General features: G+C 58.5%; 23 protein-coding genes. 9 read left to right on the top strand and 14 right to left on the bottom strand.

All coding sequences use genetic code 11. The features are described 5' to 3' along the window. Nucleotides 1-105: 105 nt before the first annotated feature. Complete coding sequence (rpmE, locus tag KORM41_RS07320) at nucleotides 106-330, bottom strand: 50S ribosomal protein L31 (RefSeq protein ID WP_068146850.1); 225 nt, start codon at nucleotides 328-330, stop codon at nucleotides 106-108. 233 nt (nucleotides 331-563) lie between these two features. Between rpmE and KORM41_RS07315 the strand changes: the two genes are divergently transcribed. Further along, complete coding sequence (locus tag KORM41_RS07315) at nucleotides 564-2,348, top strand: ABC transporter transmembrane domain-containing protein (protein ID WP_068146845.1); 1,785 nt, start codon at nucleotides 564-566, stop codon at nucleotides 2,346-2,348. On the opposite strand, the gene KORM41_RS07310 is transcribed toward KORM41_RS07315, so the two are convergent. The 8 genes from KORM41_RS07310 to efp form a co-directional block, all read right to left on the bottom strand. Then, a complete protein-coding gene (locus KORM41_RS07310; protein ID WP_068146841.1) occupies nucleotides 2,345-3,346 on the bottom strand; it encodes a serine hydrolase domain-containing protein in 1,002 nt (333 codons plus the stop codon). The two genes, KORM41_RS07315 and KORM41_RS07310, sit on opposite strands and share 4 nt — an antisense overlap. Nucleotides 3,347-3,444: 98 nt before the next feature. Next, nucleotides 3,445-3,816 (bottom strand): hypothetical protein, encoded by a 372-nt coding sequence (locus tag KORM41_RS07305; protein WP_068146838.1) that lies wholly within the window; start codon nucleotides 3,814-3,816, stop codon nucleotides 3,445-3,447. Nucleotides 3,817-3,880: 64 nt separating this feature from the next. Next, the gene (locus tag KORM41_RS07300) at nucleotides 3,881-4,237 is read right to left on the bottom strand and encodes a hypothetical protein (protein ID WP_156431929.1); all 357 of its coding nucleotides are present in this window, start codon (nucleotides 4,235-4,237) and stop codon (nucleotides 3,881-3,883) included. Between the two features lie 68 nt (nucleotides 4,238-4,305). Continuing rightward, nucleotides 4,306-5,400 carry a peptidoglycan -binding protein gene (locus KORM41_RS07295; RefSeq protein WP_068146833.1) on the bottom strand — a complete coding sequence of 365 codons (1,095 nt, stop codon included), beginning with the start codon at nucleotides 5,398-5,400 and terminating at the stop codon, nucleotides 4,306-4,308. Continuing rightward, nucleotides 5,400-6,614 (bottom strand): hypothetical protein, encoded by a 1,215-nt coding sequence (locus KORM41_RS07290; RefSeq protein WP_068146830.1) that lies wholly within the window; start codon nucleotides 6,612-6,614, stop codon nucleotides 5,400-5,402. The genes KORM41_RS07295 and KORM41_RS07290 overlap by 1 nt, the downstream gene beginning before the upstream one ends. 227 nt (nucleotides 6,615-6,841) lie before the next feature. After that, complete coding sequence (locus tag KORM41_RS07285) at nucleotides 6,842-7,540, bottom strand: glutathione S-transferase family protein (protein ID WP_197421022.1); 699 nt, start codon at nucleotides 7,538-7,540, stop codon at nucleotides 6,842-6,844. A 179-nt stretch (nucleotides 7,541-7,719) separates the two neighbouring features. Beyond that, nucleotides 7,720-8,541, bottom strand: coding sequence for an inositol monophosphatase family protein (locus KORM41_RS07280; protein ID WP_068146822.1), 822 nt, complete (start codon nucleotides 8,539-8,541; stop codon nucleotides 7,720-7,722). A 70-nt stretch (nucleotides 8,542-8,611) separates the two neighbouring features. Further along, nucleotides 8,612-9,175, bottom strand: coding sequence for an elongation factor P (efp, locus tag KORM41_RS07275; protein WP_068146821.1), 564 nt, complete (start codon nucleotides 9,173-9,175; stop codon nucleotides 8,612-8,614). A gap of 188 nt (nucleotides 9,176-9,363) precedes the next feature. Between efp and KORM41_RS07270 the strand changes: the two genes are divergently transcribed. Both KORM41_RS07270 and KORM41_RS07265 read left to right on the top strand, forming a co-directional pair. Continuing rightward, nucleotides 9,364-9,963: a hypothetical protein gene (locus KORM41_RS07270; protein WP_068146818.1), complete on the top strand. Its 600-nt coding sequence runs from the start codon at nucleotides 9,364-9,366 to the stop codon at nucleotides 9,961-9,963. Nucleotides 9,964-10,093: 130 nt separating this feature from the next. Then, on the top strand, nucleotides 10,094-10,570 hold the full coding sequence (locus tag KORM41_RS07265) for a DoxX family protein (RefSeq protein WP_068146814.1): 477 nt from the start codon (nucleotides 10,094-10,096) through the stop codon (nucleotides 10,568-10,570). Between the two features lie 41 nt (nucleotides 10,571-10,611). On the opposite strand, the gene thiE is transcribed toward KORM41_RS07265, so the two are convergent. From thiE to tkt, 5 genes are all read right to left on the bottom strand, one after another. Then, the gene (thiE, locus tag KORM41_RS07260) at nucleotides 10,612-11,247 is read right to left on the bottom strand and encodes a thiamine phosphate synthase (protein WP_068146811.1); all 636 of its coding nucleotides are present in this window, start codon (nucleotides 11,245-11,247) and stop codon (nucleotides 10,612-10,614) included. A 134-nt stretch (nucleotides 11,248-11,381) separates the two neighbouring features. Next, complete coding sequence (gene fbaA, locus KORM41_RS07255) at nucleotides 11,382-12,446, bottom strand: class II fructose-bisphosphate aldolase (RefSeq protein ID WP_068146809.1); 1,065 nt, start codon at nucleotides 12,444-12,446, stop codon at nucleotides 11,382-11,384. Between the two features lie 279 nt (nucleotides 12,447-12,725). After that, on the bottom strand, nucleotides 12,726-13,889 hold the full coding sequence (locus tag KORM41_RS07250; RefSeq protein ID WP_068146806.1) for a phosphoglycerate kinase: 1,164 nt from the start codon (nucleotides 13,887-13,889) through the stop codon (nucleotides 12,726-12,728). A gap of 85 nt (nucleotides 13,890-13,974) precedes the next feature. Continuing rightward, nucleotides 13,975-14,982, bottom strand: a complete 1,008-nt coding sequence (gene gap, locus KORM41_RS07245) for a type I glyceraldehyde-3-phosphate dehydrogenase (protein WP_068146804.1) — start codon at nucleotides 14,980-14,982, stop codon at nucleotides 13,975-13,977. Between the two features lie 55 nt (nucleotides 14,983-15,037). Next, entirely contained in the window at nucleotides 15,038-17,026 is a 1,989-nt protein-coding gene (gene tkt / locus KORM41_RS07240) for a transketolase (protein WP_068146967.1), read from the bottom strand. A gap of 284 nt (nucleotides 17,027-17,310) precedes the next feature. Here tkt and KORM41_RS07235 point away from each other — a divergent pair, with 284 nt between their 5' ends. The 6 genes from KORM41_RS07235 to KORM41_RS07210 all read left to right on the top strand — a co-directional run bounded on the left by KORM41_RS07235 (nucleotide 17,311) and on the right by KORM41_RS07210 (nucleotide 21,042). Further along, nucleotides 17,311-17,832, top strand: a complete 522-nt coding sequence (locus tag KORM41_RS07235; protein WP_068146801.1) for a hypothetical protein — start codon at nucleotides 17,311-17,313, stop codon at nucleotides 17,830-17,832. Beyond that, the gene (gene zapA / locus KORM41_RS07230) at nucleotides 17,832-18,149 is read left to right on the top strand and encodes a cell division protein ZapA (RefSeq protein ID WP_068146799.1); all 318 of its coding nucleotides are present in this window, start codon (nucleotides 17,832-17,834) and stop codon (nucleotides 18,147-18,149) included. The genes KORM41_RS07235 and zapA overlap by 1 nt, the downstream gene beginning before the upstream one ends. Before the next feature lie 197 nt (nucleotides 18,150-18,346). Further along, nucleotides 18,347-18,928: a 5-formyltetrahydrofolate cyclo-ligase gene (locus tag KORM41_RS07225; RefSeq protein WP_068146798.1), complete on the top strand. Its 582-nt coding sequence runs from the start codon at nucleotides 18,347-18,349 to the stop codon at nucleotides 18,926-18,928. Nucleotides 18,929-18,977: 49 nt separating this feature from the next. Further along, nucleotides 18,978-19,793 carry a TIGR00282 family metallophosphoesterase gene (locus KORM41_RS07220; RefSeq protein ID WP_068146797.1) on the top strand — a complete coding sequence of 272 codons (816 nt, stop codon included), beginning with the start codon at nucleotides 18,978-18,980 and terminating at the stop codon, nucleotides 19,791-19,793. Between the two features lie 84 nt (nucleotides 19,794-19,877). Beyond that, complete coding sequence (locus KORM41_RS07215; protein ID WP_068146795.1) at nucleotides 19,878-20,324, top strand: hypothetical protein; 447 nt, start codon at nucleotides 19,878-19,880, stop codon at nucleotides 20,322-20,324. Between the two features lie 82 nt (nucleotides 20,325-20,406). Further along, complete coding sequence (locus tag KORM41_RS07210; protein ID WP_068146792.1) at nucleotides 20,407-21,042, top strand: GNAT family N-acetyltransferase; 636 nt, start codon at nucleotides 20,407-20,409, stop codon at nucleotides 21,040-21,042. Nucleotides 21,043-21,126 lie beyond the last annotated feature (84 nt).

The raw sequence follows: 21,126 nt of genomic DNA, 5'->3' as shown, positions 1-21,126 counted from the left end.
GGACAATTCATATGTGGGGAGCAGTTTCAGGCCTTCAAGGGGAGAAAATGAAAAAGGCGCCCGATTTGGACGCCTTTTCCGAAAAACTTGAATGTCGAGAACGACTTACTTCTTGAGCGACAGGCCACCGAAGCGCTTGTTGAATTTAGCCACGCGGCCGCCTTCAAGAACCTGACGTGCGCCGCCAGTCCATGCTGGGTGCGACTTAGGATCAATCTCAAGCGTCATAGTGTCGCCTTCCGAGCCCCAAGTAGAGCGGGTCTCAAAAGTCGTCCCGTCAGTCATTACCACTTTGATAGTGTGGTAGTCGGGATGAATTTCTTGTTTCATGGTCATACCTCCGAAAACGAGGCGTCCGTATAGGTCAATATTTCAGGGAATGCAAGGCTGTTTCTGCTCTTTTTGGCTCAGGGCGCAAAAATAATGATCGCTTTCCTTTCATCTTCCCCCATGACCGCATTATAAGAGTGCCAAATTCGTTGATTGGATTATGGCGCACCAGTCCCTATATCAGCAAAACCAAAAGCCACAGAAGCACCACAGAAGCACCCAAGGGAGCACCCATGTCAGACAGTACCATCCGCAGCGAGCACGAACCGCCAAAAGGCAAGCTCGCGAACCTGAGGACGCTCTGGTCTTTCGTGCGCCCCTACAAACTGCAACTGGTACTGGCTGGTTTCTTTCTTCTGGTCGCCGCAGGCACGGTCCTGGTGGTACCAACCGCCCTTGGCGACATTGTCGACAAAGGCTTCTCAAGCGACAACGCCAAGAAAGTAAACGATTATTTCCTTATTTTCGTTGCCATTGTGGTGGTGATGGCTGTCGCCACCGCCTGCCGATTCTACTTCGTCACCTGGATCGGCGAACGGGTTGTCGCAGACATACGGAAGGCGGTCTATGAGCGGCTGATCACCCTGTCGCCAGAATTCTTTGAGGAAAACCGCCCCGGCGAGATCGTCTCCCGCCTCACGGCCGACACCACGCTGGTGCAAACCATTGTGGGCTCATCCGTCTCGGTCTGGATCAGGAATTTCCTGATCGCTGTCATCGGCACAGTGTGGCTTTTTGTCATGTCGCCCAAGCTGATGAGCTATATCGCGCTGGTGATTCCACTGCTTCTCGGCATCATCATCGTTGTGGGGCGGCGCGTACGCACCCTGTCGCGCACCAGCCAGGACAAGGTGGCTGATGTGGGCGCGCGGGCTGGCGAGTCGCTCGCGGCCCTCAACATCGTGCAGGCCTTCACGCAGGAAGGCACGGAAGCCCGAAGGTTTGGCGATCAGGTAGACGACGCTTTCGGGGCTGCCAAACGCCGCATCCAGGTGCGCGCGGGCCTAACCTTCATCATGATCTTCATGATCTTTTCCGCCATCGCGCTGGTGCTTTATGAAGGCGCGCAGGATGTGATGACCGGCACCATGTCTGGCGGCCAGATGCTTGATTTCATCATGCGGGCTGTGTTTGTGGCCGGTGCCTTCGGGGCGTTATCCGAGGTCTATAGCGAGCTGCAGCGCGCCGCCGGTGCGGCTGGGCGTCTGGCGGAGCTGCTGTCTGCCGAAGCCAAGATCAAGGCGCCAGACCAGCCCTTGGCCCTGCCTGCCAAGGTGGAAGGTGACATTCATTTCGATAACGTAACATTCCATTATCCGACCAAGCCGGACGTGGCAGCGCTGGAGAATTTCAACCTGCATGTGAAGGCGGGCGAGACTGTGGCGCTTGTGGGCCCGTCTGGTGCGGGCAAGTCCACCGTGCTGCAGCTGCTGCTTCGTTTCTACGACCCGCAGTCGGGAGCTGTGAAGATGGACGGCATTGATATCGCCCAGACAGACCCGAAAGCCTTCCGCGAACATCTGGCATTCGTGCCGCAGGAGACCATCATCTTCGCTGACACGATTGCTGAGAACGTGCGCTATGGCCGGCAGGATGCAACGGACGAGGAAGTCCGGCAGGCAGTTGAAGCGGCAGCGGCGACCGAGTTCGTCGAGCGCGCCACGAACGGCTTCGATACTTTCCTGGGCGAACGCGGCACACGGCTTTCTGGCGGACAGCGCCAGCGCATCGCCATCGCCCGCGCAATCCTCCGTGATGCACCGATCCTCCTCCTCGATGAAGCCACAAGCGCTTTGGACGCCGAATCGGAACTGAAGGTTCAGGAAGCGCTTGAGCACCTGATGGAAGGCCGCACCACGCTGGTGATCGCCCACCGCCTTGCGACGGTCAAGAAAGTGGACCGCATCATCGTGTTAGAGGACGGCAAGATTGTTGCCGAAGGCACGCATGATGAGCTGGTGGCCAAAGGCGGCCTCTATAAACGCCTCGCGGACCTGCAGTTCGGTGATGCAGCCTAGTCAGCTTCAATCAGGCTTGGGATGATCTCGCGGGTCAGCAGCTGCATCGGGATGAACTGGCTGCGGTCGCCGTAATTCTTGCCGGTGAAGGCAGCGACCAGATTCAGCTCAGGCACATAAAAAATGAAATTGCCGCCGTTGCCGTGCGCGTACACGAGGCTGATGGGCTGTTCCTTGACGATGCCGCTATTGAGCCACCACAAGTAACCGTACCGCTCGTTCCGCTCATACACGTGGGTCTTCTCTGATGTGGCTTCCTTCAGCCACTTGGGGTCCACCAGCCCTTCCCCGCCGTTTCTAACCAACGCGCCAATGCGGTGCAGGTCAGGGAGCGTCAGCCGCAGATGCCCGCCGGTGTCGGTATGGCCCGTGGGGGTTTTCTCCCACTTGGCGCCCTCGATCCCCATGGGGCCGAACAGGCATTCTTCTGCATAGTCTGGCACGGGCTTGCCCGCGAGCTTTTCAATGACGCGGCCCAAATACACCACGCCGCCGGTGCAATAGCTGAAATGCTCACCCCGCTCATAGGCCATCGGCAAGGCCCACAGGAACGCGCCCCAGTCGCGGGTTTTGTACATTTTGTCTTCCTGCCCCACGCTGGCTGGTATCCAGTCATTGCAGGCAAGGCCCGTGCGCATGGTCAGCGCATCCTCAACCGTGATATCGCGGCGGGGGTCGTCCTTCGGCATATGCTTGAAATCGTCAGGCAGGATTTTCGAAAGCTTGACCTTGACGGACTTGAGGCTGCCGTCCTCGATCAGCTCCCCCACCAGAAGCGCCGTGATGCTTTTGGTCGCAGAGCGGATGTCGTGGCGCTTGTCCGGGCTATTGCCGGGCGCGTAGGCCTCCGCCAGTATCTCACCATCGCGGCTGACCATCATGCCGGTGATGCCTTTGTACTCCCCTGCCTGCATCTTCGCGGCGATATCGTCAATCTGCGCCGCCGCCGCAGGCGCGACAGCAAGGAAAAGCACAAGGCTCAATAGTCGCGTGATCATGAAAATCCTCTCCGCTTGCCTAGAGGGAGCCTATCACCCCTCGCCGCACACGCGAATAGACCATTAGGTTAGTTTTAAGTCCCAGTTTTCTTCCGCTATTAGGCCGTTGTTGCCGAGGTGGAAACCACCAAACCCATGAGGGCAGCTATCACCAAAGCGCCAGCAACAATTCCACCTTTCAGGTAATCGCCAAACTCACGCGGTCTTTTCAAAACCCTGTCCAAAGTCATATCTGTCAACACAGAAACGGCCAGTGGAAATGGGAACCACATCATCGCCCCAACAAGCAACCAGGGGTCGGTCCCACCTGAAAACTTGGATGCAACGAAAGGCATTGCTGCAACAGCTGCTAGTGTTGCCAGTGCATACCTGACGGCTTTCGGAATGGAGCGCATCATAGACATCAAAGCGCAGGAAATGGAAGCCGCCAACAACAGGACGCAATAGTGTTGAAATTCAAGGATGGGCATCTCTTCCCCTACCGCTGCGTCAGGCGCATCTCAATACGGCGGTTACTATCGCAGCAAATATGCCCTATTCAGAGTACCTCAGAAATACAATTTCCATCTTCTGGCATGAAAACAAATAACGGCGTGTAATCTGCTCATGATGCCCAGTTTTCTCATCGCGATTTTCATAATTGTCCCAAATGACCAGCAAGTTGCATTGCCCTCTACTATCAACGTCAAAATCGAGAATTGCGGCATCATCCCCCAGCATCTTTAACTCAACAGAACCTTCGTCGGAGCATTGCACCGGCCCTATGCCAAGAAGCTTCACATTGCACTCAACGGTTCTCGCCAGTGAACTTACATAAGCATATTCGACAAGCAGAATCCTGTCGTTCCCCTGCTGCTCTATGGCGAGGATAACCGCGTCGTGAAATTCCACGTCGTCAGGTCTCAAGGTCTGACCTTGAAGCATACGATGAGCTCTCTCGAAAGACTGATTCCGCACCCCTACCTCTGCGTCAGGCGCATTTCGATGCGGCGATTGCGGCTGTAGGCGAAGACGTTATCGGCCGGATCAATGGGCTGAAACTCGCCGAAACCGGTGGCGGCGAGGCGCTCTGCCGGTACGCCGACCGAGATCAGAAACCTGACCACGCTGATCGCCCGCGCGCTTGAAAGCTCCCAGTTGCTGCGGAACTGCGCGTTCGAAATTGGGCGCTTGTCCGTGTGGCCGTCCACGCGCAGGATCCACTCAAGCTCAGACGGGATTTCCTGCGAAATTTTGATCAGCGTTTCGGCGAACTTGCGCATTTCGGCGCGGCCTTCTGGGCCCAAATCCGCGCTGCCGGAAGCGAACAACAGTTCGCTTGCGAACACGAAGCGGTCCCCTTCCACGCGGATTTCAGGGCGCGTGCTGAGAACCTCTTTCAGCCGACCGAAGAATTCGCTGCGGTAGCCCGCCAGTTCTTCAACCTTGGAAGCAAGCGCGCGGTTCAGCCTGCGGCCCATATCCACGATCACGGCCTGATTGCGGCGGTCGCGTTCCTCGCTGGCCTGAAGGGCGGCCTCAAGCCGCCCAAGCTGTTCCTGAAGGGCTGTGATATTGCGCTGCAACTGCGCCACCTGTGCCTGCGCGCGGCGGGAGATGATCTTTTCTTCCGAAAGTGCATCGTCCGCCAACTTGAAGCGCTCAGCCAAATCCTTGGCATCACTTTCAAACCTCTCCCGCGCGGCTGTCATGTCCGCAAGCCGCGCATCGCTAGCTTCAAGCGCCGTGCGGGTGGCTTCCAGGTCTGCGCTTAGCCTGTCACGGTCTTTGTTCGCGGCGGTGAGCGAGGCGGAAAGCTCAGCCATGCTGTCCCGAAGCGCCTGGTTGGATTGCTTTTCCATCTTCAGCAGGTCACCCAGCTGGGCCACCTGCCCCCTCAGCTCCGCCAGCGCCTGATCGCGCCCGGAGAGCGCCTGCCCCAGAAAGAACTGCGCCAGCACAAACATTGAAAGCAGGAAGATGATAACCATCAGAAGCGTGGACAGCGCGTCCACAAAACCGGGCCAGCTATTATCCTGGCCGCCGCCCCCGATGCGCCTGCGTGCGCCTATCATCAGCCCTGGCCCTCATCTGACTTGGTGGCCGTCACGCTTTTGGGGGGCGTCGCAGCCGGGCCGGTTTTCGTTGCGTCAAACGCAACGGCAATGGTGCGCGACAGCAGCTTGAGTTCGGCGCGCAGCTCGTCCACCAGATTGTCAGACTGGCGCGCCTGCTCGTCGATCAAACGCTTGATGCCCACATCCAGGTTGCGGATATGGCCTTTGGTGGCGTCATCCATGGCGGGCGGCATGGGCGGAATTTCCACCGGCTTGTGGCTGGCCGCCAGCTTCTCAATCGCGGTGGCAAGTTCCTTGACCGTATTGTCGCTTTCACCCCGGCGCTGGTCTGCCGCCGCGAGCCTGTCGCCCAGGGTCGCGAGCGATTCGGCGATGGCCGTCATGGTGTGCTGGCCTTGCGCGCGGGCGTCTTCACTGCTCTTGAGCGTGCGCTGCAGCCGGTCGATGCCGTCTGCGGTTTGCTCCATCAGCGCGGTCATATAGGCGTTCGGGCTGGCCATGCCCTCGCTCATCTCGCTCCGCGACAGGTGCGTGACGGAGGCGAGCCAGTCTTCAACACTGTTATAAAAACGCGTCTGCGCCTGGCTGGCCTGCAGGTCCAGGAAGCCAAGCACAAGGCTGCCACCCAGACCAAACAGCGAGCTGGAAAAGGCCGTGCCCATGCCCGAGAGGGGCGCTTCAAGGCCTGCCTTAAGCTCGTCAAACATCAGCGCCATGTCGCCGCCGTCCACTGTCAGGCTCTTGATAGTCTGGCCGATGGCGCCAATGGTGCCCAGAAGGCCCCAGAAGGTACCCAGAAGCCCCAGGAAAATCAGAAGCCCGGTGAAATACCGGCTGATCTCGCGACTTTCCTCAAGGCGGGAGATGATACCGTCCAGCACTGAGCGCATCGAAAGCGTGGAGAGGCGCATGCCGCCCTCTTCCTGCGCGGAAAGGAGCGACGCCGCAGGTGCCATCAGGCGGGGCGTTACGCTTGAGCTGGCGCTTTCATTCCGCTTGAAGGCGGTGATCCAGTCGATCTCCGGCTTCAGGTCAAACACGCGGCGGTAGGCGAACACGGCGCCCACGATAAGCGTGCCGATGATAACGCCGTTGAGCGCCACGTTGGCGAGAAAGGCATCGATGAGCGAGTCCTTAAGGAGCACCCCAAGCACGATCACCACACCGACAAACAGTGTCATTCTTGTCAGGAACTTGGTTGGTTTCTGCATCTCGCCTGCCTCTCCCATCAGGAAATCAAATAACCACAAACAGTTATGGCATTAATGACGTCCTAGTTTAAGGGCAGAATTGTGGCTGTAAATGGGTCAAATAGAATGATTTATCGTCCGCGAGCACATGGGCCAGCGGGAATATAAGCTTTTCAAGGAAAATTGCGGCCCTGCATCAACGGGACAGAAATCCATTTCCACATCCCGCTTCAGGCTTTGCCGCAGGTTCAGGCTTTTCCGAAATAGCGGCGCAGGATAACCATCTGTTCTTTTGGGTTTGCGTTCACAACCTCGTCAGCCAGGGCGTTGACCTTTGAAACAGACGGGGTGGCGTTTACCCGCGCGAGCCAGGCTGCAAAACGCGGCCAACGGTCTGCGTCCAGCTGCCAACCCGCCCACAGGGCGTTTTTCATGAGCGTCGCGATGATGATATCCCCGGCACTCAGGTCGCCCGCGAGGAAGCCTTCATCCGGCACTTCGCCTTCAAGGTAATCAAGCGCCCTCGGCAAGTCGCCCTCCAGCGCTTCGGCGACAATCGCCTCGTCCGGCTCTTCCTTGAAGATGCGCGGGCGCACCACGCGCTGGAAAAACAGTTTGAAAAGCACGTTCCGCCCCAGGTGGTCATCGGCATATTCTTCGAACCAGCGGGCGCGGGCCCGGTCGCGGATATCACCGGGATAGGCCATCGTCTCGGGGTGTGCTTCATCCAGATACTGCACAATCGCCGTGCTGTCCGGCAGGGTGAAATCCCCGATCTGCATCACCGGCACACGTCTGAGCGGGCTGATGCGCGTGAAATTCTCATCCCCCAGAAACGGCACCTGCGGGATACAGCGGAAGGGCACCGCCTTCATGTCCAGCACAGCCAGAACCTTGCGGACATATGGGGAGACTGGTGTACCAATGATGGTCAGTTTGTCTGTCACGGCGATACCCTTCACGCTGCTTGTGGGAAGACCTTAAATGTAGGGACGTGTCCCTGAATTTCGGCCAACATCTTCGAATGCCTCCCATACATTTGTGAAAGCCATGCGAACCTGGACACAGAAAAAGGGCTGCAGACAAACGCCCACAGCCCTTCTCGGATTCGGTTTTGACAGGCCTTTTAGCCAGCTGTGTTTTGCGCCAGCTTGCGACGTGCGCGCTTGATCACACGCTCGATTGGCGCATGCAGGCGGTCGTTCGCGGCGATGATGCCGCCGGTCTTCAGCATGTCCGGCTTGCCGTCCATGTCAGTCACATAGCCGCCGGCTTCCTTCACCAACAGGATGCCTGCTGCAATGTCCCACGGCTTCAGGTTCGATTCCCAGAAACCGTCATAGCGGCCAGCTGCCACATAGGCCAGATCAAGCGACGCCGCGCCAAAGCGGCGAACACCCGCGACAGACGGCATAAACTCAGCAAGCTCTGCCATGAAATCCATGTGGCCTTCACAGCCCTTGAACGGAATGCCGGTCGCCAGAAGCGCGGTTTCCATCTTGTCGCGGCCGGAAACACGCAGGCGGCTGTCGTTCAGGTAAGCGCCCTGGCCCTTTTCGGCCCAGAACAGCTCGTCTGTCAGCGGCGCGTATGTAACAGCAGCCGTGATCTCGCCGCGCTCTTCCACCGCCACAGTCAGCGCAAAATGCGGCAGGCCGTGCAGGAAGTTGGTGGTGCCGTCCAGCGGGTCAACGATGAAGCGGATGTCGCCGCGCTTGCCCGGGATTTCACCGGCTTCTTCCATCAGGAAGCCAAAATCGGGGCGAGCATGGCTCAGTTCTTCATAGATGGTGCGCTCGGCGCGCTTGTCGGCGGCTGACACGAAATCGGCCGGGCCTTTTTTGGAAACCTGAAGCTGTTCAACTTCACCAAAATCGCGGCGAAGGTTACGGGCTGCTTTCATGACAGCACCAACCATCACGTTAATCAGGGGCGAACGACGGGCCATGGGGCTCTCCAATCTTTCGGGATTTACTCAGGACAATACAGAATTAAAAGTCGGGCTTTACCGGCGCGCTTTAGTCAGCGCGACCGGCGTATTCACGCTCTGCTGTAGAGACGATGATCTTGTCACCGGCATTGACGAAAGGTGGCACGCCAACCTTCAGGCCGTTTTCAAGAATAGCTGGCTTGTAGGAAGAAGACGCCGTCTGGCCTTTAACCACAGGCTCGGTCTCGGTTACTTCCAAAGTCACCTTGTCCGGCAGGCTTACGCCCAGCGGGCTCTCTTCATACATTTCGATAACAACAGTCATGCCGTCTTGCAGGAAGACTGCGTCATCACCGATGTCTTCAGCGGAAATTGCGATCTGTTCGTAGGTTTCCTGGTCCATGAAGTTGAACATGTCACCATCCTGGAACAGGAACTGATAGTCTTTTTGCTCGAGGCTGACTTTTTCAACTTTTTCCGAAGAGCGGAAACGCTCGTTCAGCTTGGTGCCGTCACGCAGGTTTTTCAATTCAACCTGCAGATATGCGCCGCCTTTACCTGGCTGGGTGTGGGCGATTTTAACAGCGCGCCACAGGCCGCCTTTGTGCTCAATTACATTACCCGGACGGATCGCGTTACCATCGATCTTCATGGCATACCTCTTTCAAGAACTATCAATGTGTCAAAGAACAAGTTGGAGCGCGATATAGCAGAGTAGCCCGAGCGATGCAACGACAAGCATAGGGCTGCTTCACACAAGCGTGATCTACCGTGACAGGAAGCGTGCCCGCATCCGGCATATGGTCGCCTTTATTTCCCTAAGCGAGAGACAACCCGACAATGAAACCACACTATTTTCTTGCCGCCGCCATGGCTGCACCGCTGGCAGCCCCCGCAGCAAGCGCCCATATTGATCTGATATCCCCCACGCCGCTGCAGGACGGACACGCCTATGACGGCAATGCGCTCAAGGCTGCCCCCTTCGGTGCCCCCGATGTTGACGGAATGACCGCACCCTCCCATACGGTTGAGGCAGGATCTGTCATTGATGTGGAGGTCAATGTCTACAAGCTGCATCCAGGCGAGATTGTGATTTCCTACACCCGCGACCTGACGGGCGAGGATGCCTATCCGGTCTATGAGATCGCCAGCATCAAAACACCAATCCCGCACACCAACGTGCTGTTGCAGGCAGCGGCTCCCTGCAGCAACAGTGTTGGCTGCACCACCGGCGCACCAGCCGATGAGCCTTTCCGCGCGAAAGTAAAACTGCCGGATATCGAGGGCGACATCATGCTGATTGCCCGCCAGGTGATGCGCGACAAAATGATCGTGAACGACGATGGCAGTGTCGATCTTTCCGAAGTCTATTATCACCAGGCCGCGAAGCTTCACCTTGTGCGCACGGATGCCGGCCAGCAATCACAGCATTCGGAATAAGTGTTGCCTAAAAACGAACGCAGGATACGATATTTCGATATTTTCAAGCGTTCAGGCGAACATTACCTTCTGATCAACGCAAGACGCAGGGCCGCAAGGCGCGGCCCGCAAAATGATCAGGAGACACCTAATGACAAGTGCAACAGATACAACAACCGGCCCCTTTGGCCTGCCAACCCTTGAAGGCCTTCTGGGCCGCTTCTCGGACATCGGCGACACGGTCGCCCGCGTGGTCACCGGCGCCTTCCTTGTGCCCCACGGCGCACAGAAGCTTTTCGGCTGGTTCGGCGGATACGGCCTGGATGCCACCGGCCAGTTTTTTGAGGCCCAGCTTGGTTTCTCGAACGGATACCTGGCGGCGCTTGGTGCGGGCTCGGTGGAGTTTTTCGCGGGCCTCGCCCTCGCACTTGGGCTTTTCACCCGGTCCGCCGCCATCGCCATCACTGTCATGCTTCTGGTCGCCAGCACCGTACACTTTAGCGCCGGTTTCTTCTGGACCGGTGGCGGCTGGGAATACCCAATCCTGTGGGCCATCCTGGCTGCATCTTTCGCCGTCAAAGGCGGCGGGCGCTATAGCCTGGACCGTGCCCTCAACATTAAATACTGAACCTGATAAACGAAGGGCCGCGAAAGCGGCCCCTTTTTTTTTTACGCCAGCGCCTCATTGAAGGCGCGTACGGCGGCGGCTGGCCCGTCCGGGTGGTTCCACACGCTGGAGCAAGCGGCCACAAAGTGCGCGCCGGCATCTGCAAGCTCGCGGCAGTTCTCTGGCGTGATGCCGCCGATGGCCACGCATGGAAGCTCCGTTACCTCATCCCACACGGTCAGGATATCCAGCTCTGGCCGGTATTCCGTGTCTTTGGTGTCGCTTGGAAAAAAGGCGCCGAAGGCCACATAGTTCGCGCCCTCTTCACCCGCCTTGTAAGCCAGGTGCATGCTGTCATGACAGGTAACGCCAATGTCCTTGCCGTGGCCAAGCAGCGTGCGCGCGGAAGGCACATCGCCGTCTTGCTGGCCAAGGTGCACACCGTCCGCGTCCACTTTGGCCGCAAGGTCGGCACGGTCATTGATCAGGAAAATGGCATCATGGCTGTGGGCGATAGGCATCAGCTTTTCAGCGGCACGCACAATCGTGTCGTCGTCCACGCCCTTGAGGCGGAGTTGCACGCACGCCACGTCGCCCGCCCCAAGCGATTCATCCAGCTTGGTGGCGAAATCGTCCAGATCGTCGATCCGGTCCGGCGTGATCAGATAAAGCAGGCAGCCTTCCGTTGTTTCAGACACCGCAGTCACCCTCTTGATAAATGAAAATCCCTCTCCCCGCGTATGCCCTATTTTGGCGCGCACGAAAAGGGAAAGGGTTCAAAAAATGAAGAAGGGGGCAGATGCCCCCCTAATCAGATATCTTTGCGGCAGTCCTAGCTGTCAGCCATCGTCTTGCCCTGGGCACCCAGGTCTGCGAAGGCTTCATCGAGGCGTTCAACCATCGACTGCTCGCACTTCCGAAGCCACGCGCGTGGGTCATACTGTTTCTTGTATGGCGCGCCTGTTTCAGGGTGAACCTGCCACTTGAAAGCATCCTGGTTGGCATTCACATACTCACCCACAGCTTTGGAGAAAGCGAACTGGGTATCGGTATCGATGTTCATCTTGAACACGCCGTAGGATACAGCTTCTTCGATCTTGGCTTTCTCGGACCCCGAACCGCCGTGGAACACGAAGTTGAGCGGATTACCGGAAAGACCGCGCTCGGCCATCAGAAGCTCCTGGCTGTTTTTCAGGATTTCAGGGCGCAGCTTCACGTTGCCTGGCTTATAGACGCCGTGCACGTTACCGAACGATGCCGCCACAGAGAAATGCCCAAGCGGGTCAAGGAGGTCATAGGCCTTCAGAACGTCCTCAGGCTGGGTATAGAGCGCCGGGTTCTCGAAATCGTCGTCCACGTCGGAACCAACACCGTCTTCTTCACCGCCCGTGACGCCCAGTTCGATCTCCAGGCTCATGCCCAGCGGCGCCATTTCCTTCAGCACGCGTGCGCAGGTCTCAAGGTTGTCATCGATGACTTCTTCCGACAGGTCCAGCATGTGGCTTGTGTAAAGAGGCACGCCTTCGCGCTTGATGTTCTTGCGGCTTTCTTCCACCAGCGCCTCAACCCAAGGCACCAGTTTGCGGTTAGCGTGGTCAGTGTGCAGGATGGCACAGATGCCGTAATGCTCTGCCAGCAGGTGTACATGGCGGGCAGCCGATACAGCGCCCAGCACTTTCGCGCCGAATTCGTCAGGCATGCCTTTACCGGCATAGAATTGCGCGCCGCTGTTGGAGAATTGGATGATCACGTCAGAGCGGTTTTTTGCCGCAGCTTCCATCACAGCATTGATTGTGTTCGTGCTGGTTACATTGACAGCAGGGAGAGCAAAACCCTTATCCTTACAATTCTGGACGAGAGCCGCATACTCTTCGCCGAAGACAACACCTGGTTTCATGATTAATCCTGTTTCGCAGCTTATTGGGGCCTCAGTTTCGCGCGTCTGTCGGCGCAAATTCAGTGGCCCCTTGATACACAAACGGGACTACCTTCGCAACGCGGATCGGGGCCCAAAAAGCCACTTTTTGTGCGGGTTTAGGGCCTGATTGCCTTCCGGTCAAAATTGACAGCGCTGCCAATTTTCACGCCCTCCGACTCGGGGCACGCAGCGGGCACAAAAAAGCCCCCGATCGGTGACCGGGGGCTTTGGTGATTCGGTTGTTGCAGACGCGCTGGTTTACCCGAGTGCGACCACACCCGGAAGCGCCTTGCCTTCCATCCACTCAAGGAACGCGCCGCCTGCGGTGGAGATATGGGTGAAGCTGTCCTTCACACCTGCGTGCGCGAGCGCGGCCACGGTGTCACCGCCGCCCGCGACGGTCAGAATCTTGCCCTCATCCGTCAGCTTGCCAGCCGCTTTTGCGAGCGCCACTGTCGCCATGTCGAACGGTTCCATCTCAAAGGCGCCCATCGGGCCGTTCCACACCAGCGTCTTGCATTCCGCCAGAACGTCCGCGAGGCCCGCGACTGTCGCTGGGCCCGCATCCAGGATCATCTCGCCGTCCACAACCGCGTCGGCTGGTTTCACTTCATTGGCAGCATGGGCCTTGAACTCGCGCGCCACGACAACGTCAGATGGCAGGTGCACCTTGCAGCCCGCCTTGTCGGCGTTCGCCAGGATCTTGAGCGCCGTGTCCTTGAGGTCTTTCTCACACAGGCTGGAGCCAATGTCGAAGCCTTGCGCGAACAGGAAAGTGTTGGCCATGCCGCCACCGATGATCAGGTGATCCACCTTGGCCACGAGGTTCTCAAGAACCGCCAGCTTGGATGATACCTTGGCACCACCCACAACAGCCACAACCGGGCGCTCAGGCTTACCCAGCGCGGCTTCAAGGGCTTCCAGTTCCGCGCCCATGGTCTCACCCGCTGCATTGGGGAGCAGGCGTGCGATGGCTTCAGTGGACGCGTGCGCGCGGTGCGCCGCGGAGAAAGCATCATTTACATAGACGTCGCCCAGGGCCGCGAATTTGGCCGCAAGCTCTGGGTCGTTCTTTTCCTCGCCCGGGAAAAAGCGGGTGTTTTCCATCACCACCACCTCGTCAGACGGCAGCGCGTCACCGAGTTCAGCAAAGCCAACACTGCGCCCGAGGACTGCGGCCAGCGCAGGCACAACTGGCCTCAGGGACATCTCAGGCACCACCTGCCCCTTGGGGCGACCAAAGTGCGCAAGCAACACAGACCGGCCACCCTGGGCGGCGATTGCGTCAACGGTTGGTTTTACGGCCTGCAGGCGGGTGTCGTCTGTCACCTTGCCGTCGGCCATCGGGACGTTTAAGTCCACGCGCACAACGGCGGTTTTGCCGGTCAGGTCACCCAGGTCAGAAATACGTTTGAAAGCCATTTTCAAATGCTCCGAATGCAAATCACTTAAGACAAAAAAGGGCGACCGAAAGGGCCGCCCTCTATTTGATTAACCGTGCGGGGCCTTAGCCCAGCTTCGCCATCGCAACCGCAGTGTCGGACATGCGGTTGGAGAAGCCCCACTCATTGTCGTACCAAGTCAGGATACGAACGAACTTGCCGTCGATAACCTTGGTCTGGCTGCTGTCGAACGTGGAGCTGTTCGGGTTGTGGTTGAAGTCGATGGAAACTGCAGGCATGTCCTCATAGCCAAGAACGCCCTTCAGTTCGCCTTCAGCCGCCGCTTTGATCGCAGCGTTGATTTCTTCGGCCGTGGTGTCGCGGCCGGCATCAAACTTCAGGTCAACCATGGATACGTTCGGCGTTGGAACGCGAACAGCGGAACCGTCAAGTTTGCCGTCAAGCTCTGGCAGCACCAGACCAACAGCTTTCGCAGCGCCCGTGGAAGTCGGGATCATGGAAAGGGCAGCGGCGCGGGCGCGGCGTGGGTCAGAGTGCAGCGTGTCCAGAACTGGCTGGTCGCCAGTGTAGGCGTGAACTGTGGTCATGTAACCGCGCTCGATGCCCACGAGGTCATTGAGGACCTTCGCAACAGGCGACAGGCAGTTGGTGGTGCAGGATGCGTTCGAAACGATCTTGTCGTCAGCTGTCAGCGTCTGGTGGTTCACACCATATACTATGGTTTTGTCAGCGTTCGCGCCAGGTGCGGAGATCAGAACCTTCTTCGCGCCAGCCGTCAGGTGCATCGCAGCTTTTTCGCGCGCGGTGAAGATGCCGGTGCATTCCATGGCAACGTCCACGTCCAGCTCACCCCATGGCAGTTCCTCAGGGTTGCGGATCGCGGTCACGCGGATACGGTCACCGTTTACCACAATGCTGTCGCCGTCAACGGCAACATCGCCCGGGAATGGGCCGTGCACGCTGTCGCGCTTGAGAAGGTAGGCATTCATCTCAACGTCGCCGAGGTCGTTGATTGCGACTACTTTAATGTCGGTGCGGCCGCTTTCATAGATAGCGCGCAGTACGTTACGGCCGATGCGGCCAAAGCCATTAATGGAAACACGAACAGTCATCCGCGGGGTCCTCCAGTAGGGTCAAAAGATCGGGTGGGCTAAAATTTGCCTCTGTTTAAAGCTTCTCGCGAACCGCTGCAACCAGCGCGTCCGACGTGATGCCAAAATATTTGTAAAGCTCTTCAGCTGGCGCTGACGCACCGAAGCTGTCCATGCCGATGTTCACGCCGTCCAGACCAGTGTATTTGGCCCAGCCGTAGGTCGAGCCTGCTTCGATGGACGCACGCACAGTGCCTTCCGGCAGAACCGAAGCCTTGTAAGCCGCGTCCTGCGCGTCAAACAGTTCCGTGCACGGCATGGAAACAACGCGGGTTGGAACGCCGTCTGCTTCAAGCGTCTCGCGCGCGGCTGCTGCCAGCTCAACTTCGGAACCGGATGCGATCAGCACAACCTTCGGCGCACCGTTCGACGCTTCATGCAGGATGTAACCACCCTTGGCACACAGGTTCTCTTCTGTGTGCTCAAGGCGCTGCTGGATCGTACCCTGGCGCGTCAGCGACAGAATGGATGGCGTTTCCTTGCTTTCAAGTGAAAGTGCCCAACATTCAGCCGTTTCAACCGCGTCACAAGGGCGGAACACATTCAGGTTCGGCATGGCGCGCAAGCTTGCCAGATGCTCCACCGGCTGGTGGGTCGGGCCGTCTTCGCCAAGGCCGATGCTGTCGTGCGTCATCACATAGATGGCGCGCTGTTTCATCAGGGCCGCGAGGCGGATCGCCGGACGAGCGTAATCTGTGAACACCATGAAGGTGCCGCCGTACGGGATGTGCTGGTTATAAAGCGCGATACCGTTCATGGCGGCGCACATTTCAAACTCGCGGATGCCATAATACATATAGCGGCCGCCGAAGTCGTCAGCCTGGATCGGATCAGTCTGGCTGGTTTTCGTCAGGTTCGAACCCGTCAGGTCAGCAGAGCCACCGATGGTTTCAGGCACCACGCCGTTGATTACCTCAAGCGCCATCTGGCTTGCCTTGCGGGTGGCAACCTTCACAGGCTCAGCCGCCAGCTTGGCTTTATAGTCATTGATCGCAGCGGTGAAGCCCTTTGGCAGGTCTTTGTTGAGGCGACGCTCGAAATCTTCTTTCACGAAGCCGTCCAGTGTCTCGAACTTGGCTTTCCAGTCTGCGGACAGCGAAGCGCCTTTCGCGCCAACCGCGCGCCATGCTTCCAGTACGTCGGCAGGAATTTCAAATGGGGCGGCGTCCCAGCCCAGGAAGTCGCGGGCTGCTGCAATCTCGTCGTCACCCAGTGGTGCGCCGTGGGTTGCGGACGTGCCTTGCTTGTTCGGTGCCCCGTAACCGATGGTGGTGCGGCAGGCGATCAGAGAAGGCTGGTCAGCGCGCTGCGCTTCGGCAATCGCGGCTTCAATGGCTTCCATGTCGTGGCCGTCAACAGCCTGTACGTGCCAGCCCGCAGCTTCAAAGCGCATGGCCTGGTCTTCGCTGGTGGACAGATCAGTCGAACCGTCGATGGAGATGGAGTTGTCGTCCCACAGCACGATCATTTTTGAGAGCTTCAGGTGACCCGCCAGCGAGATGGCTTCCTGGGAAACACCTTCCATCAGGCAGCCGTCACCGGCCAGCACATAAGTGAAGTGGTCGGTGATATCGTCGCCGTATTCCTTGTTTGACAGACGCTCAGCGATCGCCATGCCAACGGATGTCGCAAGGCCTTGGCCCAGCGGACCAGTCGTGGTCTCAACGCCTGGGCACTCACCGAATTCAGGGTGACCGGCGGTTGGGCTGTGCAGCTGGCGGAAGTTCTTGATGTCTTCCATGGTTGGGCGCTCATAGCCCGTCAGGTGCAGAAGCGAGTAAATCAGCATCGAGCCGTGACCGGCAGACAGCACGAAGCGGTCGCGGTTTGGCCAGGTCGGCCACTTCGGGTCGAAACGCATGAATTTGGAGAAAAGCACGGTCGCCACATCAGCCATACCCATTGGCATGCCCGGGTGGCCACTGTTGGCTTTCTGGATCGCGTCCATCGACAGAGCGCGGATCGCGTTCGCCATTTTTTGGTTGAGAATGTCGTCTTGCAGCATTTCTGAATCGGGCATGGTCAAAAGCATCTTATATGTTGAGCCCGGGACCGGCGGCCTGTCCCGTGCTGAGTGGGGCCAAAAATTGGGGCCAAAATGGCGAGGAAGCGCGCTTTAGTCAACCATCTAGCGCTTTTTGATGCGGCCTTTGGGCGGTTTGATTGCACAATGCCTCCTTCTGCGCGATTGACGACAGGGGGGCATCGCCCCTATCTTTGGCAGAAACCAGCCGAATCCGGTGTTTTGCATGTTGCTGAACAGGCACTGCCGCAGGGGGACTACCGATAATGAGTGAAAGCAGAAAAAACGACGTCCTTGAGGCCGCACGGTCGCGACTCGAAGCCGCCATGTCGCATCTGGCGCAGGAAGTCGCCACGGCACGCGCCGCCAAAATCACAGCTGAGAAGATGCGGGCGGAAAAAGCCACACTTGAGAGCCGCGTGGGCGCGCTTGAACAGGAAAACCTCAAGCTGCATGAGCAGGTGGCGACCTTGTCACTTCAGGACAACGGCGCAGACACAGACGCCGCGATGGCGACGCTTGCGGAAGAAAAAGCCGCGATTGAGCAGAATTACGGCCTCCTGAAGCGCCAGTACGCCACGCTGCAGGACGAGATGGAAGGCCTTGAAGACCGGCTCGCGGCCCAGGCTGCTGCAAGCAGCGATGGCGGGGACGCTGACAGTGCAATGGCGGCCGAGAATGCAGAACTGAAGAAGGCTGTTATGGCCCTGAAAGCCGAACGCGATGAGATTCGCAGTGAGCTTGACGGCGCCATCGGACAGCTTGAAACCATTGTGGGAGACGCCTGATGGCCCAGATCAATGTTGATGTTGCCGGAAAATCCTACCCGCTTGCCTGCGGTGAAGGCGGCGAGGAGCGCCTGCGCAAACTGGCGGGCTATGTAGACACCAAAGCCAAGGACCTTTCAGGCAAATTGGGCCATGTAGCTGAAAACAAACTGCTTTTGATGGCCGCCATCCTGATTGCGGATGAACTGCATGAAGCCCTTGAAGGCCAGGGCGGCGCAGGGATCATGGGCGCGCTCAGTGAAGAAGACCTCGCCAGCGTGCTTAATGAGGTGTCCTCAGACGTGGAAGCTATTGCAGAAAAGCTCGCGAACGCCTAAATACACGGCGCGGGTTCTGCGCTGTGCGCACGATATGCAGTAATCCCCGGGGCTATAAATTCTCCTAGGGAGCTGTCCCTGGTTCGGACCGTGGTCCTTACTATTAACGGCACCCACCTGATTTATCAGGCTACGGAGGATACATACGTCAACGCGGCAGAGGCGGTCCCGCACCCTTCTCTTTTCCAGGGTCAGTCATGACAATCAGCCAAGACAAATCGACCATGCGTGAAAATGCCAAGCGCATCCGCATGGGCGCACATCAGATGTATGCGCTTGAGGCAGCCGAGAAGGCCGCGACGCACGGCATGGGGCTTTTTTCAAGCTTTGAGAAGCACGCCATCATCGGCGCCTATTGGCCCATGGGGGACGAGCTTGACCCCCGCTTTTTGATGAGCGCGCTTGAACGCGCGGGATATCGCACAGCCCTGCCGGTCGTGACTGGGAAAGACCAGCCGCTGACATTCCGTCTGTGGGGCGTGGGCGACCCGCTGGAGGCTGGCAGCTTCGGCACCCAGCATCCTTGCACAGACGCGCCTGAGGTGGTGCCCAACGCGCTGATCGTGCCGCTGCTTGCCTACGACGAAGACTGCTACCGCCTGGGCTGGGGCGGCGGGTTTTACGACCGAACGCTGGCCGCCCACACAGAAATTAAAGCATTTGGCTTTGCCTTTGGCGCCCAAATCGTTGATCATGTTCCCCGAGAAGCGCACGATTGGCCGCTGCAGGGCGTGATTACGGAAGAAGGCGTGATCCTGCCCCGCAAAATGAGCGTATAGCGCCCGCTATTCGCCCTGTGCGGTTAACAAAAAAGAAAAACAGGTACCTATGCGACTATTATTCCTTGGCGATCTGATGGGCCGTGCTGGACGGACCGCCGCCATCGACGCCCTTCCCGATCTTCGCGAAAAGCTGAAGCTGGATTTTGTTGTGGTGAACGCAGAAAACGCGGCCTCGGGCTTTGGCACCACCAGCAAGATCGCCGGCGCGGTCATCCAGTCAGGCGCTGATGTGATCTCCGGCGGCAACCACACGTTTGACCAGAAAGACATCCTTTCCGTTATCGATAACGACAACCGCATCCTGAGGCCCATCAACTACCCCGAAGGCACGCCCGGCCGCGGCTATGCCGTTTATGATGCGCCACGGGGCAAGAAGGTGCTGGTGATCAACGCCATGGGCCGCGTGTTCATGAACGCGCTTGAATGCCCGTTCCGCGCCATCGATAAGGTGCTGACCAAATACCGCCTGGGCGTGACGGTGAATGCCATCATCGTGGATTTCCACGGCGAAGCAACGTCCGAGAAAATGGCCTTGGGCCAGTATCTGGATGGCCGCGTGAGCTTTGTTGTTGGCACCCACAGCCATATCCCCACGGCGGACTGCCAAATTTTCGATAAAGGCACGGCCTACCAGACCGACGCCGGCATGTGCGGGGACTATAATAGCGTGATCGGCATGGACAAGGCTGAGCCGATCAACCGGTTCGTTTCCCGCATGAACAAGGAACGTTTCACCCCTGCGGGCGGCGAAGCCACCGTGTGCGGCACCTTTGTGGAAACCGACGACCGCACGGGGCTGGCGAAACGCATTGAGCCCGTGCGCCTTGGCCCCCGCCTGATGGAGCATATGCCCGAGGTCTAGGCCCAGGCATTCCGCCACAATTTGGCCCTTTGGCTAAACTATTGTACCCTTTCATGCGCTTGGGGGCGTGAAAGGAGACAGTCGATGACCCGCTTGTTTTCCATTTTTGTGCTTGCTGCTGGCGGCGCTTTCTGGGCCGCGCCGGCATCGGCGCAATATCTTTCAGACGGCGACTATGAAGAATGCAGCGTTTATGACGCGGATGGCGATTTTGTTGGCTACAGCAACGAATGCCTGGAGCGTAAACGCGCCATAATTCGCCGCTATCAGGACGATGACATCGGCCACAGGCATCGCGGGCGGTCAAGTCGCCATGCGGACACCCGCCCCACCATCCCGGCAGGCCAGCGTTTCACGCCCATCCCAACCATCCGGCCTTGCCCCGTGTGGGCCAATGCGGGCCAGGGATATCCAAGCACCATGTCCACCAGCCTATATGGCCAGTATGTCACCTATTTCGGTACATTCGACAGCATGGTGAACGGTCGGCGCTGTTCTGCCCAGTATCACTTCACGCGGCCCTATAACTGACCACGGCCCGCAATGGCCGCCGCCATTGAAACCACTGCGCCCTGCCCCATTTCACGGTTAAGACAAACTTGGGGGCAGACAGATGGCAGAAGACAGCGGCACGCCAATCACACGCAACAAGGTTTCAGACGCGCGGGCTGATGCCATCCGCAGCGCGGTGCGCGCAGCCACCAGCATGCCAACGCCAGACCGGGCGGCGCGGCTCGCCACCCCGGATGACGCTGAAGCCTTCCACGCCTTCCTTTCCGACCCCAAGGTTTACGCCCCCATCTACACCCTGCCCCGGCCGCTTACGGTGGAGAGCGTGCGCGCCTTCATCGAAGCGCACGAGCGCGAGCGCGAGAAAGGTGTGGGGCTGATGTTCCTGAACCTGGACGCCACGGGCCGTATTGTCGGCTACAGCGATTTCAGCTTCTGGCCGCAGTGGGCGGCGGGGGAGCTGGGCGGTGCCGTGCACCCCGACATGCAAAGCAAGGGGCGCGGGCAGATGGGCGCGGCGATGAGCTTCGGTTGGATGTTCGACGCCCTTGGGCTGGACCTGATCGTGGAAACCGCCGCGCTTGATAATATCCGCACCGCAAAGCTTCTGGATTATCTTGGGTTTGTGCGCAAAGGCGAAATCACCAGCACCCGGCCTGACGGCAGCACCCGAGCGTCACTGGTGTGGGAAATCACAAAAGAAGAATGGGCCGCGAAGCACCAGAATTCGTCATGCTGAACTTGTTTCAGCATCCAGGAACACATCCGGTAGCAGGCGAGGAAGAAAGATAGACCCTGTTCGCGAAGCGGGCGGCACGCCAAA

Source organism: Kordiimonas lipolytica, assembly GCF_001550065.1.
Note: the sequence above shows the minus strand (reverse complement) of the source record. Positions and strands in the feature narration are given on the sequence as shown.

Bases quoted from the DNA above. Each gene is read 5' to 3' on its own strand.
- KORM41_RS07305 (WP_068146838.1), bottom strand. From the start codon at position 3,816: ATGCCCATCCTTGAATTTCAACACTATTGCGTCCTGTTGTTGGCGGCT.
- gap (WP_068146804.1), bottom strand. From the start codon at position 14,982: ATGACTGTTCGTGTTTCCATTAATGGCTTTGGCCGCATCGGCCGTAAC.
- KORM41_RS07280 (WP_068146822.1), bottom strand. From the start codon at position 8,541: ATGGCCCGTCGTTCGCCCCTGATTAACGTGATGGTTGGTGCTGTCATG.
- tkt (WP_068146967.1), bottom strand. From the start codon at position 17,026: ATGCTGCAAGACGACATTCTCAACCAAAAAATGGCGAACGCGATCCGC.
- KORM41_RS07215 (WP_068146795.1), top strand. From the start codon at position 19,878: ATGACCCGCTTGTTTTCCATTTTTGTGCTTGCTGCTGGCGGCGCTTTC.
- KORM41_RS07310 (WP_068146841.1), bottom strand. From the start codon at position 3,346: ATGATCACGCGACTATTGAGCCTTGTGCTTTTCCTTGCTGTCGCGCCT.
- KORM41_RS07265 (WP_068146814.1), top strand. From the start codon at position 10,094: ATGACAAGTGCAACAGATACAACAACCGGCCCCTTTGGCCTGCCAACC.
- KORM41_RS07225 (WP_068146798.1), top strand. From the start codon at position 18,347: ATGACAATCAGCCAAGACAAATCGACCATGCGTGAAAATGCCAAGCGC.
- KORM41_RS07220 (WP_068146797.1), top strand. From the start codon at position 18,978: ATGCGACTATTATTCCTTGGCGATCTGATGGGCCGTGCTGGACGGACC.
- rpmE (WP_068146850.1), bottom strand. From the start codon at position 330: ATGAAACAAGAAATTCATCCCGACTACCACACTATCAAAGTGGTAATG.
- KORM41_RS07290 (WP_068146830.1), bottom strand. From the start codon at position 6,614: ATGCAGAAACCAACCAAGTTCCTGACAAGAATGACACTGTTTGTCGGT.
- KORM41_RS07250 (WP_068146806.1), bottom strand. From the start codon at position 13,889: ATGGCTTTCAAACGTATTTCTGACCTGGGTGACCTGACCGGCAAAACC.
- zapA (WP_068146799.1), top strand. From the start codon at position 17,832: ATGGCCCAGATCAATGTTGATGTTGCCGGAAAATCCTACCCGCTTGCC.
- KORM41_RS07235 (WP_068146801.1), top strand. From the start codon at position 17,311: ATGAGTGAAAGCAGAAAAAACGACGTCCTTGAGGCCGCACGGTCGCGA.
- KORM41_RS07315 (WP_068146845.1), top strand. From the start codon at position 564: ATGTCAGACAGTACCATCCGCAGCGAGCACGAACCGCCAAAAGGCAAG.
- efp (WP_068146821.1), bottom strand. From the start codon at position 9,175: ATGAAGATCGATGGTAACGCGATCCGTCCGGGTAATGTAATTGAGCAC.
- KORM41_RS07210 (WP_068146792.1), top strand. From the start codon at position 20,407: ATGGCAGAAGACAGCGGCACGCCAATCACACGCAACAAGGTTTCAGAC.
- KORM41_RS07295 (WP_068146833.1), bottom strand. From the start codon at position 5,400: ATGATAGGCGCACGCAGGCGCATCGGGGGCGGCGGCCAGGATAATAGC.
- KORM41_RS07270 (WP_068146818.1), top strand. From the start codon at position 9,364: ATGAAACCACACTATTTTCTTGCCGCCGCCATGGCTGCACCGCTGGCA.
- fbaA (WP_068146809.1), bottom strand. From the start codon at position 12,446: ATGAAACCAGGTGTTGTCTTCGGCGAAGAGTATGCGGCTCTCGTCCAG.